General features: G+C 37.0%; 15 protein-coding genes. 2 read left to right on the top strand and 13 right to left on the bottom strand.

Going from position 1 to position 17567, the window contains the following annotated elements; translation table 11 throughout:
* Positions 1 to 2: 2 nt before the first annotated feature.
* The 10 genes from NRE15_RS03860 to NRE15_RS03905 all read right to left on the bottom strand — a co-directional run bounded on the left by NRE15_RS03860 (position 3) and on the right by NRE15_RS03905 (position 13283).
* Positions 3 to 1952: a flavocytochrome c gene (locus NRE15_RS03860; RefSeq protein ID WP_313794301.1), complete on the bottom strand. Its 1950-nt coding sequence runs from the start codon at positions 1950 to 1952 to the stop codon at positions 3 to 5.
* Positions 1953 to 2209: 257 nt separating this feature from the next.
* On the bottom strand, positions 2210 to 3370 hold the full coding sequence (locus NRE15_RS03865; RefSeq protein WP_313794302.1) for a M20 family metallopeptidase: 1161 nt from the start codon (positions 3368 to 3370) through the stop codon (positions 2210 to 2212).
* A complete protein-coding gene (locus tag NRE15_RS03870) occupies positions 3367 to 3909 on the bottom strand; it encodes a hypothetical protein (RefSeq protein WP_313794303.1) in 543 nt (180 codons plus the stop codon). The genes NRE15_RS03865 and NRE15_RS03870 overlap by 4 nt, the downstream gene beginning before the upstream one ends.
* A gap of 251 nt (positions 3910 to 4160) precedes the next feature.
* The gene (locus tag NRE15_RS03875) at positions 4161 to 4457 is read right to left on the bottom strand and encodes a 4a-hydroxytetrahydrobiopterin dehydratase (protein ID WP_313794304.1); all 297 of its coding nucleotides are present in this window, start codon (positions 4455 to 4457) and stop codon (positions 4161 to 4163) included.
* Between the two features lie 1027 nt (positions 4458 to 5484).
* Positions 5485 to 7983 carry a cation-translocating P-type ATPase gene (locus NRE15_RS03880; RefSeq protein ID WP_313794305.1) on the bottom strand — a complete coding sequence of 833 codons (2499 nt, stop codon included), beginning with the start codon at positions 7981 to 7983 and terminating at the stop codon, positions 5485 to 5487.
* A gap of 21 nt (positions 7984 to 8004) precedes the next feature.
* A complete protein-coding gene (locus tag NRE15_RS03885; protein ID WP_313794306.1) occupies positions 8005 to 8547 on the bottom strand; it encodes a Chromate resistance protein ChrB in 543 nt (180 codons plus the stop codon).
* A 250-nt stretch (positions 8548 to 8797) separates the two neighbouring features.
* Positions 8798 to 9571, bottom strand: a complete 774-nt coding sequence (locus tag NRE15_RS03890) for a TatD family hydrolase (protein ID WP_313794307.1) — start codon at positions 9569 to 9571, stop codon at positions 8798 to 8800.
* Between the two features lie 364 nt (positions 9572 to 9935).
* The gene (locus NRE15_RS03895) at positions 9936 to 11033 is read right to left on the bottom strand and encodes a plasmid pRiA4b ORF-3 family protein (RefSeq protein WP_313794308.1); all 1098 of its coding nucleotides are present in this window, start codon (positions 11031 to 11033) and stop codon (positions 9936 to 9938) included.
* 174 nt (positions 11034 to 11207) lie between these two features.
* Positions 11208 to 11948 carry a CPBP family intramembrane glutamic endopeptidase gene (locus tag NRE15_RS03900; RefSeq protein ID WP_313794309.1) on the bottom strand — a complete coding sequence of 247 codons (741 nt, stop codon included), beginning with the start codon at positions 11946 to 11948 and terminating at the stop codon, positions 11208 to 11210.
* Between the two features lie 123 nt (positions 11949 to 12071).
* Entirely contained in the window at positions 12072 to 13283 is a 1212-nt protein-coding gene (locus tag NRE15_RS03905) for a cobalamin-independent methionine synthase II family protein (RefSeq protein WP_313794310.1), read from the bottom strand.
* A 266-nt stretch (positions 13284 to 13549) separates the two neighbouring features.
* Between NRE15_RS03905 and NRE15_RS03910 the strand changes: the two genes are divergently transcribed.
* On the top strand, positions 13550 to 13822 hold the full coding sequence (locus NRE15_RS03910; protein WP_313794311.1) for a hypothetical protein: 273 nt from the start codon (positions 13550 to 13552) through the stop codon (positions 13820 to 13822).
* A gap of 321 nt (positions 13823 to 14143) precedes the next feature.
* On the opposite strand, the gene NRE15_RS03915 is transcribed toward NRE15_RS03910, so the two are convergent.
* The gene (locus NRE15_RS03915) at positions 14144 to 14776 is read right to left on the bottom strand and encodes an SIMPL domain-containing protein (RefSeq protein ID WP_313794312.1); all 633 of its coding nucleotides are present in this window, start codon (positions 14774 to 14776) and stop codon (positions 14144 to 14146) included.
* 152 nt (positions 14777 to 14928) lie between these two features.
* Between NRE15_RS03915 and NRE15_RS03920 the strand changes: the two genes are divergently transcribed.
* Positions 14929 to 15498, top strand: coding sequence for a dihydrofolate reductase family protein (locus NRE15_RS03920; protein ID WP_313794313.1), 570 nt, complete (start codon positions 14929 to 14931; stop codon positions 15496 to 15498).
* A 91-nt stretch (positions 15499 to 15589) separates the two neighbouring features.
* On the opposite strand, the gene NRE15_RS03925 is transcribed toward NRE15_RS03920, so the two are convergent.
* Both NRE15_RS03925 and NRE15_RS03930 read right to left on the bottom strand, forming a co-directional pair.
* Positions 15590 to 15766: an FMN-binding protein gene (locus NRE15_RS03925; RefSeq protein ID WP_313794314.1), complete on the bottom strand. Its 177-nt coding sequence runs from the start codon at positions 15764 to 15766 to the stop codon at positions 15590 to 15592.
* Between the two features lie 239 nt (positions 15767 to 16005).
* Positions 16006 to 17196: an NAD(P)/FAD-dependent oxidoreductase gene (locus tag NRE15_RS03930; protein ID WP_313794315.1), complete on the bottom strand. Its 1191-nt coding sequence runs from the start codon at positions 17194 to 17196 to the stop codon at positions 16006 to 16008.
* Positions 17197 to 17567 lie beyond the last annotated feature (371 nt).

The raw sequence follows: 17567 nt of genomic DNA on the forward strand, positions 1-17567 counted from the left end.
TATTAAGCTGCATCATCTAGTTCTTCTTCAGATTCCGCCTCAGATTCCGTTTCTTCGGAAATATCTTCTTCCCCTTCGGAAACGTCTTCTTCTTCAACATCCTCTTCGGTTGTTTCCTCTTCGGTCACTTCTTCCGTTTCTTCGGCTACTTCTTCTTCATCGCTTGCTTCAGTTTCAACTGCTCCATTTATTTCCGCTACGGCCGTTTGTCCAGCAATACGTCCGAATACAACGATATCTAAAACGGCGTTACCACCAATACGATTGCCACCATGAATACCACCGGTTACTTCACCCGCAGCATAAAGACCTGGAATGATTTCACCCTCTGTATTTAAGACGTGTGTATTTGTGTCGATATGTAATCCACCCATTGTATGATGGATTGAAGGCGTTACTAACAAGGCATAATATGGTCCTTCTGCCAGTGACATCGTCATATTTTCACGACCGAAGGCTTCATCCACACCACTCGCTTGAGCTTCATTGTAAGCATCTAGCGTCGCTTGTAAAGTTGCGGCATCCATACTTAAATTAGCAGCTAACTCTTCAACCGTTGCCCCTGCAATAGCATCACCTTGTTCAATATAACTCGCCATTGAGGCATTTTGATCAACTAATTCTTGGTTAACAATTAAATACGCTTCGCCATCCGTTTCAGCTAAAATGGCTTGTGAAACAACATCACGCGTTTTCAATTCATCAATAAAACGTTGACCTTCTTTGTTAACTAAAATAGCGCCATCGCCACGTAACCCTTCAGTATAAAGTTTCCCTGTACCTGGTTGAGTCGTTGGGTGAATTTGGATTTGTTCCATATCAACCGTATCAGCACCAACGGCTAACGCCATTTCAATACCTTGTCCAAGGGCACCTGGTGCATTCGTTGTCCCAAAACCTACTAGTTCTGGATTATATTCCTCAACCATTTCTTGGTTGGCACCAAAGCCACCTGTCGCTAAAATAACCGCATCAGCATAAACGTTAAATTCAACGCCATCTTTGTTGACTGCCGTCACACCGATAACACGACCTGTTTCATCTTGAATTAAAGCTGTCGCTTCTACTTCTAACATAGGTTCAACACCTTGTTGGCTCAAAGCTACTTCTAAAACTCTAACAATTAATGGACCGACAGCAGAACCATCTTCAGGTTTATGAATCCGTGGATTAGTTGCCCCACCGGAGAAGCTAACATCTGTTAAGCCAGCGCCTAAATCATTCACCCAGCTTAACGCTTCAGCTGAATTTTCTACCATGACCCGTAATAAATCAGGATCATTGATTCCATGCCCACCTTCTAAAGTGTCTTGATAAAACACTTCAACAGAATCTTCAATACCTAAAGCTTCTTGAACATCTGTTTCCGCAGCATTCATACCACCCGTTGCACGGAGTGTATTACCCCCTAGCATGGACATTTTTTCCAAAAGTACCACATTAGCCCCATTGTTAACTGCTTCAAGTGCCGCTGTCAAACCAGCACCCCCGCCACCAACAACTACGACATCTGTATAAATATCTTCTTGTTCCACCACCGCTACTTCAGCCCGATTAGCTTCATCCGTAAGATAATCAATATCTCCTTCTGCCTGTGTTAAAGCATCGGTAATCGCTGCTAATATGGCATTACTCGACAATGTTGCACCCGATACTGTATCAACGGCTAAACTTTGATTAGCCACAATTTCTTCAGCAATCATCGTCATGGCATTCCCACCAATATCAGGAGTTTCACCATCACTAGCCACCACAATCGATTCAATCGCATTCTCCGAAACGGTCACTGTAGCTTCCACACTGCCAGCAAATCCTTCGTCCGAAACACCCACATACGTACCTGGATTAAAAGTTAATCCTTGCGCACCGACTGGTGTAAATACCGGGAACACAATGGCTAAAACCATCATGCTAACCATTAGAACCGACAACAACTTTTTAACGCCTTTCATAAAACAAACCCCTTTCTTTTTACCGCCAATCCATCAATTAGCGATAAACGATAAATGATATTAATAATCTTTTCCCACAATTAAATTGTGAAATTGATTACTATGTTTTCATTATACACTGAATCAGTGTCGTTTTAAAAGGATTTACCATTTTTAGAATAAATATTTTTAATAATCATAGTGCAATTTCCCTTTTATATCTATTACAATATTACAATAAAAAAATATCATATATTACATCAGAACGGGTAATGAACCTATTTCCGCATTTTTAAAATAAATTGATGAATCATCATAACTGATTTCCATAAAATATCTTCATTAAAATCAAACTTACCATTATGAAATGGATAAGAGAATTGATCGGGTTTTTTTGCAGTAAACACCAAAAAAATCCCTTTGGCATAATTAAAATAATAAGAGGCTGTGTCGGCATTCAAATAGTCATTTTTAACTAAACGCGCATCATCGGACCAAATTTCTTTCCCAACTTGATCAGCTAAATCAACCAGATCCCCATCGCTAATTATCGGTGGGGTTGGTTTATCCGTTAATTCAGTTTCTATGGTCACTAAGGATTGTTGACTAATTTGAGCTAATTCATCAAACAATCTTTGCCGCAATTGAAAATAGTCTTCAGAATTTGCTGCACGCAAAGCCCCTTCTAATAGGGTTGTTTTAGCAACAACATTTCGACTCGTTCCCCCATTTATTTTACTAATTCCCATAATAAAAGGTGCTTTCGATTTAAAATCGTTATTTAAATCGTGTATAACTTGTAACACTTGTCTAGCCGCATTAATACTATCTACTTCTTGATTATATAAACCCCAATGAGTTGAATGACCATTTATTTTAATGTTTATATTTCCTACAGTTGCTGAAGATGGATACTTGCTGTACTCAACACCTGAATAAGCATCATTCGCATAATGAAACATGAGAAAATAATCGACCTGTGGATTTTCCATGACACCACCGTTTAACATAATATGCGTCCCTTTGCCATTTTCTTCGGCTGGTTGAAAAATAAATTTCACATTGATGGGCAATTGGTTTTGATGTGTTTGACAAATTTTCGCTAAAACCAGTCCAGCAGCAATGATCCCATCATGCCCACAAGCATGCATAACCCCTTCATGTTGAGATTTCCATGGAAATTCATTTTCCTCTGTGACAGGCAAAGCATCCATTTCACAGCGAACAGCGATTGTTTTAGCCTGAGGATTATCTGACCAAATCATAGTGGTTATCCCATAATCACCAATTCTATTTGTTTCTAAACCTAACCGCTGTAAATATTTTTCTACAAATGCAGATGTTTCTTTCTCTTGCAAGCTAATTTCCGGATTTGCATGAAAATGTCTACGTAAAGACACTAATTCTCCTTGATACGCTTCATAGTTTATTCCGTTCAATTCATCACCTTCTTATTGAAGGTTGCCAACCAATCATTAAGTAAGTTATTACTTACCATCCGATAAGATGGTTTTTCTTGCTTTCGATAATTTTCACTATGATGAACCGGCTGAATGCCATTTTTTAAATAAGCCTCTTTATAATTAATCCAATCTTCCCATGTAAAGTTAATATCAACAGAAGCAATCACTTGATCGGTTATATGGAGATATTTATTAAAAAGGGCTTCTCCATTTGTTTTTGGAGGGTGATTGGCGGTTTGGACAAAAAGCTGAAACAGCGTGTCGGCAGGTAGGTTTTGCTGTTTCCAAGCAGCGATATTGACGCGAGCGTAATCTGGCGAAAGGCCTTCATACAAAGGACTGTTGTTAGGAGCCGTCTTTTCACATTCCGCATCGAAGTAGGACCTCGCTGCATGAACATCGGAAAGTAGGTGTTCGGCACCAAAAGCGGCTTTGAAACATAACTTCATAAAATCTTGTGGTGCCATCGAATCGTGTAATTTAATTTGTTCTTTTATTTTGGCCTCAAATTCCATCGTATCACCTCGTATCATCAGTGTAGCATGAAATGTATCCCTTTTGTAAAAATAAATATCCCCACCACGAAAAGGCTATTCACTTTAGCCAAATTTATTTGCAAGTGAGAAAAACGACTAAATGGAGAAGTAATGACGGTTGACAGCTCATCATAAATGATAGGGCTTGTTAAATATAAAATTAACAAAAAAAAACGCTACTTCTGGTCACCCAACCTGAGTAGCGTTTTAAATATCTAGTACATTCAAAACTATGGCATTTCAATTTGATCAATTTTTTGAGCTAACGTAAAGTCTTTTTCAGTCAAGCCATCGCCTTCATGCGTTTCTTGATTAATGACTACCTTCCCATAAGATAGCTGAATATCAGGATGATGTTTTTCAGCCTCCGCAATCTCACCGACTTTATTTGTAAAAGCTAAGGCTTCCTTAAAGTTCTTGAATTTATAAGCTTTAGTTAACTTCTTATCATTTTCGAGTGTCCAGTCCGTGAGACCTTGCATGTTAGTTTGAATTTCTTCTGAATTTAAGGCTTTATTCTTTGACATGGTGTACCTCCTCAAAATATTTTTCAACAATCTTTCGTTAATTTAATTATAAAATTAATTCAGCAGATTGCCAAATAATATGCTGTGAAGGGGGCTTGTCATTAAGTAACGAATTATTTCTTTGCTGAATTTTGCGGATTAATTTAGGTATGTGGGTTAGTGAACGACCAAATGACTAAGATAGCTATCAAGCCAACTCGTTAAACAAAGATTATAATGGTGTTTCGCTGTTGCTTTAACTTCTGAGCCGTTAGAAGTTCATGTGTTCGCCAATCACTTTAACTTCTGACCAGTTAGAAGTTCATGCGTTCGCTAAACACTTTAACTTCTGACCTGTTAGAAGTTCATGCGTTCGCCAATCACTTTAACTTCTGACCTGTTAGAAGTTCATGCGTTCGCCAATCACTTTAACTTCTGAGCTATTAGAAGTTCATGCGTTCGCCAATCACTTTAACTTCTGAGCTGTTATAAGTTCATGCGTTCGCCAATCACTTTAACTTCTGAACCGTTAGAAGTTCATGCGTTCGCCAATCACTTTAACTTCTGAGCTGTTAGAAGTTCATGCGTTCATCAATCACTTTAACTTCTGAGCTGTTAGAAGTTCATGCGTTCGCCAATCACTTTAACTTCTGACCTGTTAGAAGTTCATGTGTTCATCAATCACTTTAACTTCTGAGCTGTTAGAAGTTCATGCGTTCGCTACTCACTTTAACTTCTGAGCTGTTAGAAGTTCATGCGTTCGCCAATCACTTTAACTTCTGAGCTGTTAGAAGTTCATGCGTTCGCCAATCACTTTAACTTCTGACCTGTTAGAAGTTCATGTGTTCGCTAAACACTTTAACTTCTGAGCTGTTAGAAGTTCATGCGTTCGCTACTCGCGTTAAACTATTTTACTAACCATTGATTTCCTTGCACAGCTAGTCAACTAGCTGTCAATCCTATCACAAAATGCGTGATCCCAAAAGTCGAGCTGAATAATTACACCATCCACTCGTCACACCCCGCACCCTTTCTTAGCACTAACCTATTATTGACGCGAAAGTTTCCAGAATTCCATCCACGATGCTGCAATTAACGCAAGGATAGCTAAACCAATGGTAGGTAAGATGCCAATCTTTGTTAGATTCAAATACTCCCTTATCACAGGTACATTTAGAGCGACAACCAAAAATAACACAATACCTATTATCCAAATATTAAACGGTTTACTAGAAAAAACACCCACTTCTTTAAGAGGAATATCGTTGGTTCTCATGTTCAGCGCCAAGCTAACATGCCCAAAAAGCCAAGCAACAAAAGCAAATGTTTGTGCTGTAGTTAAATCATTCGTTGAATTCAAAATATAGAAATACACCAGTAAAACAAGCACCGAAAGGGTTAAGCCCCCGCTTAAAATACCGGTTATCATTTGTCTATTCATAAAGTTTTCATTGGGATCTCTAGGTTTACGCTTCAAAACATCTGATTCAGCCGGTTCAGCTACAAACGACGTCGAAGCAGCTAAATCCATAAACAACTCTAAAATAATGATTTGGATGGGTGAAAACGGCATGGGTGTATTAAATAATACAGGCACTAGGAAGGTAATAATCAAACCAACTTTACAAGCTAAATAATATTTTACACATTTTGATAAATTATCATATAAACGTCGACCTTCTTCGATGGCTACGATAATTGATGCAAAGCTATCATCAGTTAAAATCATATCTGCTGCTTCTTTTGCGACGTCGGTTCCAGATATCCCCATGGATATTCCAATATCTGCCGCTTTTAAAGCAGGCGCATCATTGATACCATCACCCGTTACAGCGACAACTTCTCCCTTAGCATGTAACGCATGTACTATGTTCAGTTTTTGTTCAGGTGAAATTCTAGCAAACACATTACATTCTTCCACTTTTTTAGCTAGCCTTTCAGCGGACATCGCGGTGATTTCATCGCCGGTAAGGACTCCGGTCACCTCGATACCAGCATTTTCAGCGACCCGTTTAGCTGTACTGGCATGATCTCCGGTAATCATCATTACTTTAACACCAGCACTTTTACAATCGCTAACGGCTTCCTTAACGCCTTCGCGAATGGGGTCATCAAAACAAATTAACCCGGATAAAGTAAACAACGTTTCCGTTTCAACCTTAAAAGCAACCGCAATCGTTCGATAGCCTTCCGACATATAGTCTTTTAACTGTTTCTCCATCGCAGCATCTGGTTGAGAAAGAGAGAAAATACTTTCAGGAGCCCCTTTAATAAGCGTAATAGTTTTCCCTTCATACGTATAGCGTGAATTAAAGGTTTTATTACCCTCATCAAACCCAAAATCTTCAACTAAATGATACTCTAATAATAAATCTCTCCGGTTAATACCCAAAGCTTCCGCTTTATCAACTACGGCTTTATCCATCGGATCACCTAAAAAGCCACCCTTACTATCATAACTAACATCAGCCATTAAAGACCCATAAGTAAATAAACGCCTTTCATCAGGTGTAGCCCACTGGGTCAGTGTCATTTTATTTTCGGTCAAGGTGCCGGTTTTATCCGTGGCAATCACCGTGACACTCCCCAGCGTTTCAGCTGCCTTCGTACGTCGTATTAAGACATTTTTTTTGGATAAATTAATAGCGCCTAAACCTAATAACATCGTCACGATAATCGGCATTTCTTCAGGAATAGTCGCAAAGGCTAAGGATAAACCGGTTAAAATCATTTCTTGAATTGGAAGTCCTCTTAACACACCTAACACAGGAATGAGAATACTAAATCCCAAAGCAAGCCAAATTAAATTATTAGATAACTGCTTCATCGATTTTTGTAAAGGTGTTTTCGGTTCTCTGGCTTCTTGGGTTAAACCGGCTATTTTACCCAGTTCCGTTTCCATACCTGTACTAACAACCATAGCTAGTCCTTTACCTTTTAGAATGACGCTACCCATATGAACCATATTGGTTCGATCGTTTAAACCTGTTGCTTCAGGAATTTTTTGTGCATGTTTAGAAATCCCCATCGATTCACCTGTGAGTTGCGACTCATCAGCTTCCAAACCATGTGCTTCAATGACACGGGCATCAGCGCTGATTTTTACACCATTTTTTAAGATAAGGATGTCACCCACTACAATTAAACTGGTTTCTATCTCCGTGGCTTTTCCATCCCTTATGACCCAACTAGTTGGTAAAGCCATTTTTTGCAAAGACTCAATACTTTTCTTAGCCTTATATTCTGTGTAAACTTCAACAAAAGTAACCGCAAGAATAACAAATATAATCGTAATGGTATCGCCAACATTCCCCCAAATACTATAAATAACTCCGATAATAAGGAGTAAAATAATCAATGGTTCTTGAATTTCTTCAATTAAAATATCCCAAAAGGTGATATTTTTTGAATGGGTGATTTTATTTAAGCCGTTTTCTTTCAAGCGCTTCTCTGCTTCGGCTGAACTCAGTCCTTTGGTTGGATCGGATTCTAAGACGGTTGGGAGTGCTTCTGTATCTAGAGACCAAGGCATATCGACTTTTTTCACTATTTTCTACCTTCTATCCTTTTAATTGTTTAATTCATACACACGGTTAGTAAACGTCTCTAAAAGATTTTGGCATTTTTCTATAGCTTGTATGGCATCCGTTTTTAATGGGGCTGTGAAGGAATCCCTAAAACTAATCTTCTTAAACCATTCAAGTAATTTATTATATTCATCTTCATTTTCTTCAAGTTCAACATAAGTAAAATTGTCTTTGTTCGTCTCATTTTCTATTTCAGCATAGAAGTCCTCACACTTTTCTAAAAACTCCTTATACTCTTCATTCCTAGCTTGATTGAATATATCAACAATATCGTCCGAACTTGTTGTAGTAATAAAATCAGCCTTAGCTAAGTAAGCCGTACCATGGTTGTCTTGGATTTCATTGACAATATCATTAAAAAAATCCAAGTGATTATCCATTGCTGGTAAAAGCCAAGTCGATTGCCCAATACTGACAGCCCCTTGTTTTTTTAATTTCCTCCACACACTAACCCTGACACGTGATGGCTCTTTCGGAATTGTAAAATTAAGCATTAACCACTCGTAGTCAACTTGATTTTCCACATCACACCACCTTTCTTTTTCAACGATTGTAACACCTGTTACTTGTAGCAAGTATTACATTAGCATTCTTTTTTTCATTTGTCTATCATTTCATCAAAAAAAATCGCCAATCATGGAAGATATCCACTGACTGGCGAAAGTATATATTTATAAGTTGAGTGATTAATTATAAAAGATTAATCAACCAACCAACAAAGCCCCACTTAACAGTCTTAACTCATAAGCGAGGCTTCATTTTTCGATAGTTAAGTTAAATATTTAGGGCTTTATAATTTTCATAAATCTGCTTTTGCACCTCTTGACGATTTAACTTTTTAATTTCAGCTATTTTATCCAGTATATGCCCAATAACAACATCGGATGGCTCAATCTGATCACTATGCGCAATCGTCTTGTAACTCTCTATCGCTGTCAATAGCCGAGATAAAGGGATCTGTTCAATCATCGTTTGAAAATGATCATAAACTAAATAGTCAGGTGTTATCACAAAATAACTATCTAACCCCAAAAAGTGTTCAAGTTGATCCACTTGATCCAATAATAGTATATGCCCCCGTGCATTTAATTCCACCATGACTTTTAAAACCTGTTCTGAACTATTAAACGCATTAATAAAAGCTTTTTTATGATGATCTTGAGCGGCTTTCAAGAAATAACGAAAAACCTCTTCTTGTGCATGCAGTAATTCGACACTTGAACGATAATTTTGAATCCCAATGCAACCAACAAAATCGCATACGTCAAAGTAATCGGGTAAATCTAATAAATCAACTTTTCCACGAATTTTATGAGGTGCATAGCCAAACCCTTTACGAATGAGTTTAGATTCGGGTAAATTCTCACAAAAATAATCAAAATCTTCAGGACGCTCACTCATTGCCAATGTTATCATATTGCCATTAGTTACCCATTCCAAGCCTTTATCCAGGCCAGGACCATCCGATTCATAATGAAGAAAATAATCTCCGGCATTAATTAAAGGGATATCAGTTTTACTAAAAAGGGATTTAAATTGCTTAAACATCAAATGCTCCTCTCAAAAATAGACTACTTATAATTTATATATTACTAATTTATCTTTATTAAGCCTAATATTTGTGCTTATTGATGTCAACGACAATCATAAAAACCAAGGCAACATCTGACATTTTGATTTGATTGACACTTACTCAAGTTACGGGCAATCATACGAATTTCAATTAGCTGTCTGAGGTTGGTAAAGCAACTATCCCAAGAAGCGTGACAGCCGGACGATGCCTCTCTAAATACGCTCGATGCCTTTTCGTATATATTTGCGAATGCTCAAGTAATTTAGTCAAATAGATTTGCATTTTAATAAGGTTTGTTTTCGTTGCCCCTGAGTCATGCAATATTCTTTAACTTATTGTCTAATGAATCAATCTCGGTTGTGTCTCCCAATCACTTAATTCTGGACTCCAGAAACCCGCCCATACTTTATTTTCTTCATATTCAGGATGATTAGGATTCGTTATACTTTCTAGGAAATCTAAAAAGCCCCCAACGCCCCCAACATCTTCGGGTGGTGCTTGTCCACTGGCTTTGACAAGATAAGGTGATGGCATATCAAAATGCTCAATTTCTCGAACAAGCCGGATATGGTGTTGCCAATTATCTCCATAATCATATGTGTAGACGATTCGTTTGAACATTGGGAAGTAATCAGATAAAACCTGCTCGTCCATTAAAATAGCTTCTGAATCATATTCAAGATCTTCCTCAAATGGGACAAGTCTAGCAATTGGTCGACGTTTATTACCTTCATATACTGTAAAATCATAAAGGTGACTATTTTCCCATCGATACACTGACTGCAATATGTTATGTAATTGAGAAAAATTTAAGTCTGCAGCTACAATAAATTGACGTGTCGCCTTGTAAGCACCTAAATCTAGTGTGACTAATAGTTCAAACGCATGATAGTCATAAATATTCTTACCCGTAAGTTCTGTGAGTGCATTAACCATTTCTTCACTGGGTAGTATATAATCATTTTTTGCATTCGGTTTTTGAACTAAAACTTGACTTATTGATTTTCCCATCGTGTCATCAAATACCTTTGCCACCCCTGAATAATTTCGGTCAATATAAAAGCTACTTTGCTGCCCAGATTTTGATACGCGAGAGGCTGCTTGTCTACTGCTATTTTTTACAAATTCAATATCACCGGCTAAACTCCAATATTCATCAATAATTTCTTGATTTATATTCATCGCAAGAAGTGTATTAGAAATAGCGTTTCGGATAATTTCTTCCATATTATTCAAATCTTTTCGCTTAACTTCATAAATCGCAACCGTAAATTGCGTTGCCGAGTTAACAAGAACTAAGATGTCCTCATTTTTACGATTTTCCCATGCTCTCGTCCAATTTGCTGTCCAAGTAAATAATGGGTCAATCGTTTCATCGCTAGTAGGTAGTGTCAGTTTTTTTGCATCAGCTAATTTCTTTGTTAAGGCTATTTGCATAGTTGATTCTCCTTTATAATAATGCCATACGTAATGTTCCATATACTTAGTTGTATTACTATTATTTTTTACTTTATCAAAGAAAGCACTCATAACCAAGAGGAAGCGTGATAATAACATTATAAATGATTTCATCTTTGTACGTTTGAAAAGGTGGCTACAATTATCAACTCGTTAAAGCCGAACAACTAATTTTGTCCATAAATAGTAGGCATACAAAACCATAATTATCGACTGGATAACAATCAACATAAACTCTGTTTTGCCGTCAACTAAAGACACCCAATTGACAAAATCAAACAACATGTGCCAAATAATTACGGGGATAATACTATTTGTTATGATAACAATTTCCGCAGCAATTATACCAAATATCATCGCATTAACCATCGTAAGGAAAACAAGTAAATCACTTGCACCTGAAAAGGCTTGTGAAGCATGGACTACTGCAAATAATAAAGCAGACCATAGAATGGATTGTTTGATTGAAAAACATTTTTTCAATTTATATAAAATAATGCCTCGAAAATATAATTCTTCAGACACACCGATGGCACCGGTAAAGAACAGCAAGGCAACAATGGTAGGAATATCCTTGGAAACGCCAAAAAACAGAAAACCCACCTTTGCAAGTAATAAAGGGATAAAGTACAACACTTTTTGCATACGCCCTTTTTCTATGCCTGTCAAACCAATCGAAGTGGGAGTAATTTTTGTCTTCCACAGATAAATTAAAGGAACTATCATAGACAGCAACATGAATAATCCTTGCAACCAAAAACCCTGAATCCTATCTAGTTGATTAACAACGATTATTACAGCCGAAACGACGGGAAAAAGCATCAATGTTAGTGAGAATCCAAGGCAAATCAAGAGGGTTTTTACTTTAAGATATTTATTGTTATGGTCGATCATTCTTTTTATCCCCTTAAACAGACTATGATATTCAGAAAGTTTTTCGGCTCGATTAACTAAACCCCTTATATTTTATACAATCAATAGACATACCATTCAAAAATGAACTGCCTACTATAAACCCTATCCAAACAATTGTTTACTTGCAATAGCCGCACCGGCTGTAAGAGCTTCTAATTTAGCCCAAGCAATCTGTTCATGTAACCGGCCTCCTAAGCCACAATCGGTTGAAGCAATGACATTTTCTGGGCCAACTAATTCGGCAAATTTAACAATTCGATCTGCAATTAGTTGCGGATGTTCAACTGCATTGGTTGAATGCGATACAAGACCTGGGATAATTTTTTGACCGGCTTTTAATCGGCCAGGTTTCTCCCAAACACGCCACTCATGAGCGTGCCGTGGACTCGATGCTTCAAATGTAAATCCAGAGGCATTGACTTGAAGACATTGGTCAACAATCGCTTCAAAAGGAATATCGGTTGTATGTGGTCCATGCCAGGATCCCCAACAAATGTGCAATCGAACTAATTCAGGCTTAATACCTACTAAAGCTCGATTAATCGCGTCAATGCGTAACTGTAACCAATCTTGAAAATCAGACAATGTAGGTTCAGGATGAATTTGATTCCACGCCTCCGCTAAATCCGGAGCATCCAATTGCAAAATCAAACCTGCATCAGTAATGGTTTTATATTCAATACTTAAAGCATCCGCTAAAGCATTTAATAAAGCTTTTTCATCATGATAATAACGATCTTCTAAACGTGCAGCAGAACCCGGTGAAATGGCCGCCATGAAACCTTGTTCTACCCCATTTTTATCCATAGCTGCTTTAAGTAAATCCACATCTCGTTGAACTTGACTTTGACCAATATAAGTAACAGGTCCAGCAAAAACAGGATTACCTACAGCTGTTCGGTTCCCTAAAACACCACTATCCGGATCTTCATAGGCTTCTCTAAATAAGGCTCGGTCACGGCGATCAGAAAACGAAGTTAACTTAATCTTACCTGGCTCAGAGCGAACTTTTTCAGCCTTAGCCCATCTGTCTTCATCTGTCATTTCCAAACCACCTAATCGATAAAAGGAATAATTCCACCAAGCACCAAAGTCCACCGCTCCAGATGTGATATGTCCATATTCACCTTCATTAATAATATCGATACCAATCTCTTTTTGACGCTTCACTACCTCATTCACTGATTGTTCAATAACTAGATTGAATTCATCCTCAGAAATATTGCCTTGATAGCGTTTCTTATTCGCTTCAATTAGAGCTTGTGTTCTAGGTAATGATCCTACATGTGTAGTTAAAATCCTATTATTTGTCATCTTTACGCCTCCTTTACTACCAAATATTATAACACTTCCCCATTTTTATTAAAATACCATTAAAACCTAAATAAATATCCCAGAAACAGAAACGTATATAGGGAATCAGGATATCGGTATATGCGTTTGATGAGCGCATTTATGGAATCGGAAAATAGATAGATTAGGAAATATTTCCGGTGCTATTTCTATTTTACTTTCATGAAATTATAGGACTAGTTTTTGCATACATTATGTATCAGTTGGATAAAAAAGAAGTCCGGGATATGAAAAATAAAGATCTTGAACCGTCTAAATGGATTTATTTTTGGTTCGAGATTATTTTTTCCTTGATTTTTAACGCCATGATTGGATATTTAGCGGGTCAGGATGTATTTCAAAACCATGAAAAACTATATGATAATATGGTGGATTTGTCTTATTATTTAGCATTTTTTAGTTGGCTTTTTATTGTTATCGAATTTGAGATTCCGACTGCTGTTCAAGCTAGCATGGCGGGTTTCCTTCTTGGTACTTTTAACTCTGCTCTTTTATTTTAAATCATCTAACATAATAAGAAGCACAAATCTATGTTTTCACTCCATAGATTTGCTCTTCTTATTTGCTGTATCAATAATGTTAAAGTGGATAACCGAACAAATCTGACTCACGGGACGCAAGAAATTATTGCTGATTTATCAAAAATAATCACTTAAATTGCAAAAAATGTATCATATAGTTATTGAATTACTAATATGTTACCTCTTTCAAACATTCATTTTAATTGATTATTATAGCATATTGATTTTATATTAGAATAGCTTTAGATATTTGTCACTCATTAGCAATGCTAATGCCAAAGTTTTCAACAAGTGATTTACTTATCCCAAAACCCACATTACCTCTATTTGTTTCTCAATGGTCTGCTCGGGTGATTCTAAAGATTCAGATAACATAACTTTTCTATTTTTACTTGATAGGGTTGGTTCTTCATATATCTTATAATCCATCCTAGGTTCAAAATCATCACTAATTTTTTCAATCCTCCTTATTCCAACAATCTTTTGTCCTGTAATGGCTGCTATAATCTCTACTTGCGATTTTGAATTCAACAAAGCTTCTTTCAATAATTCATTCTCAACTTCTTGAATGTTAGAGATTTTATAACTTACCGAATAGTCCACATTGAAATCCCCATCAGTAATATTAGCTAGAATGGCATTTTGTACTTCCATACTATATGGCAATGAGATAATGATGGTTCGCTTTCCACTTAAAGAAAAATTCTTCTCATGATAATGGCTCGTATTAATATGGTCATTATCCATTCTAATACATGAAAGTGTTCCAAAATCCGCCTTAAATTGCTCAAGAAAGGTCTCTATATTAGCTTGAATTTTAGATAAAACGCCTTTAGGAGAAAAACCTTTTTCATTAAAATTAATCATGATTTCCATAAAATCACATTTGACATTTCGTATAGCAAATCCATCGACTAAAATTTCCGTTTCCATATTATCTCTCCTTTTTTTAAACCCTTACAGTCCCATTATACTAATAAAAACCGCCTTATCCTAGTCGTTTTAAATTGCTATTTATTTTTGTTTTCTTTATGATAAAGTAGAGAAATTTGTTGGCAATCCAATGGAGGAAGGAAGGTGTAAATATGGGTAAATTAATCTATGCCATTAACATGTCATTAGATGGTTTCATGGAAGATGCGGATGGTAAACTTAATTGGTCAGTTCCAGATGATGAAGTGTTCGATTTTTGGACCGAATTCCAAATTAAAACAGACTTAGATCTTTACGGACGTGGAATGTATGAAGCGATGGTTTATTGGGAAACCGTTAAGCCTGATCCAGATATTGGTGACAAACTCGATAGATTGTATCAATTTGCACGGGCTTGGCAAGATACAGATAAGATTGTGTATTCAAGAACACTCGACCATGTCAGCAGTAAACGCACGGAGTTAAGACGTGATTTGAATCCCGATGAAATTAGACGACTAAAATTAGAAACAGACTCAGATATATCAATCAGTGGTCAAAATATAGCCAGCCAAGCGATGGCATTAGGCTTATTGGATGAATGTCATGTGAATATTTTTCCAATTATACTTGCTAGCGGAAAACCTGCACTACCACAGATTCCGTATCAGCGATTAGAGTTTATATGTGCTCAAACCTTTGCTAGCGGAGCCGTGTATTTGAAGTACAAGGTTATTAATTAGTTGAATAAAAAAACCACGCATCCGCGTGGTTTTTTAGCAGGGGTATTTATTAAAGAAGTAATGTCGAAATCCACTCCTTTGGAATAACTATCTAAAGATAGACTGAATTAATGGCTTCTTGAACAGCTTGTTTTATTGCAATGCTAAACACAGTTGCTCCTGACACGGCTTCAACTTCTATACTTTGTTCTTCAATGATGGTTGGAATAATGGCTTCAGCCTGACTACCTAAGCCATTCATATGTTTAATGATAGAATTTGCTTGCACTCTTCCTTCAACAACCTCAACGTAATACAACTTTGACGGGTCCAATTTGACTATTTCCCTGATAATTACCATCTAAAAGGTTATCAAATAATCCGAACGCGATGAGAATTTCTTTAGCTTGGTTTACAATCTGATTAGAATATATATTGAAAATTATAATGATTGCTATTATCCGGCTTAACCGTGGTGTCATCCTTGCTGACTTTAAGTTTGTCTATCTTTTTTTAAGCCTTTTTGATTCAAAGTGGTTTTAACATTCCATGCAATTCGCCAGGTGTTTCGGGTGGATTGGCAAGAATATCACGAGCCTTATCCATATCAACTTTCACATTATAGGTTAGAATGCCAGAAGGTTTACCTTGATTAAGATAATAGACAATATAACCATTACCAACTTCCTCAATAATTTCATCATCACGGTTCCGGCTCATTTCTCCGACCCCTTCAATGGAAATATCTATAACATCGGTATAGGATAACGGGGCACTATGAGTATACACTTCTTCCATGCCGACCATATTTCGTCCTGCTGTCTGTCCAGAATGTTCGGCTTGGTCTTCATGTTCAAAGCGATTACGTCCAATAATCAAATCTGGATAACTCACAACATCGCCAGCGGCATAAATATTTTCATTGGATGTCTGTAGATATTTATTTGCTATTACGCCATTTCCAACTTCTAAACCAGCTGCTTTAGCTAAGTCAACATTAGGCTGTAAACCAAGACCTAATATTAGAATATCTGTCGTTAATTCACGGCCATCCTCCAGCTTTAAGCAAACTTTATCGCCCACTACGCGATAACTATCAGCCTTAGCATTATTAATTAAATTGACACCAAAATCTACAAACCGTTGGTGGAATTTTTCAGCAAGTGCAAGTGGCAAACGTTTTTCATTTAAGGTGTTGTTGGAAAATACAAGCGTTACATCCATATCATTCATCTTTAGTCCGGCAGCAAGTTCTGCCCCAACCCAACCACCGCCAACGATAATTGCATGCTTACTCCGATCGGTTAATTGACGGATACCTCGATAGTCTTCTAAGGTTCGTAGTGCAAAAACGCGGTCACTCTCAGGACCCTCAATCCACTTAGGTGCACCACCTAAAGCATACAGTAGCTTGTCATATTGGTATACTTCTCCATTATCAACTTCAATCGTCAGTTGATCTGCATTTATTTTTTTTACGGTCGTTTCCATCAAAAAATCAATCGCCTTATCATTATTGATACTGTAGTAGATCGATTCTTTCGGATAATCTGCCTGCGTCCAGAATTCTTTACTTAATGGGGGACGATGATAGGGCTTGTCAGCTTCCTTGGTAATTATTAATAATGTTCCTTCAGAATCATGCTGACGGATTTCAGTGGCTGCATTCGCTCCAGCCATTCCGCCGCCTAATATAATATATTTATATTTATGTATCATAATTAATCCCTTTCCTTAATATATATACGCTATTATTTCTTTTCTCTTTATTATATCGAATTCTATCCAAAATGTTTAATTTAACGGATTCAGCTATCTTACAACCTATCCATGGTAAACGTTAGGAACCAAAAAAAAATAGTGTTAGTGACGATTCTCTCACCAACACCAAAATTATTGAACCGATAGTTTCCCATCGATGATTTTCTCAACAGAAGTATAATTATTCAGTTGGAACTTGCTATAAACTCAAATCTACTTAAGTATCTAAAACAACAAATTTACTATACCCATTTTCTGTATATTCAACAGGATTGCCTAATGAGATTTTTTCGCGTACTGGATGATAGTCCCTAAGATCTGAGATGGGC

The sequence above is a fragment of the Fundicoccus culcitae genome (genome assembly GCF_024661895.1).
Lineage (GTDB): Bacteria > Bacillota > Bacilli > Lactobacillales > Aerococcaceae > Fundicoccus_A > Fundicoccus_A culcitae.

Bases quoted from the DNA above. Each gene is read 5' to 3' on its own strand.
- NRE15_RS03860 (WP_313794301.1), bottom strand. From the start codon at position 1,952: ATGAAAGGCGTTAAAAAGTTGTTGTCGGTTCTAATGGTTAGCATGATG.
- NRE15_RS03875 (WP_313794304.1), bottom strand. From the start codon at position 4,457: ATGTCAAAGAATAAAGCCTTAAATTCAGAAGAAATTCAAACTAACATG.
- NRE15_RS03900 (WP_313794309.1), bottom strand. From the start codon at position 11,948: ATGATCGACCATAACAATAAATATCTTAAAGTAAAAACCCTCTTGATT.
- NRE15_RS03870 (WP_313794303.1), bottom strand. From the start codon at position 3,909: ATGGAATTTGAGGCCAAAATAAAAGAACAAATTAAATTACACGATTCG.
- NRE15_RS03905 (WP_313794310.1), bottom strand. From the start codon at position 13,283: ATGACAAATAATAGGATTTTAACTACACATGTAGGATCATTACCTAGA.
- NRE15_RS03895 (WP_313794308.1), bottom strand. From the start codon at position 11,033: ATGCAAATAGCCTTAACAAAGAAATTAGCTGATGCAAAAAAACTGACA.
- NRE15_RS03915 (WP_313794312.1), bottom strand. From the start codon at position 14,776: ATGGAAACGGAAATTTTAGTCGATGGATTTGCTATACGAAATGTCAAA.
- NRE15_RS03920 (WP_313794313.1), top strand. From the start codon at position 14,929: ATGGGTAAATTAATCTATGCCATTAACATGTCATTAGATGGTTTCATG.
- NRE15_RS03910 (WP_313794311.1), top strand. From the start codon at position 13,550: ATGAAAAATAAAGATCTTGAACCGTCTAAATGGATTTATTTTTGGTTC.
- NRE15_RS03890 (WP_313794307.1), bottom strand. From the start codon at position 9,571: ATGTTTAAGCAATTTAAATCCCTTTTTAGTAAAACTGATATCCCTTTA.
- NRE15_RS03930 (WP_313794315.1), bottom strand. From the start codon at position 17,196: ATGATACATAAATATAAATATATTATATTAGGCGGCGGAATGGCTGGA.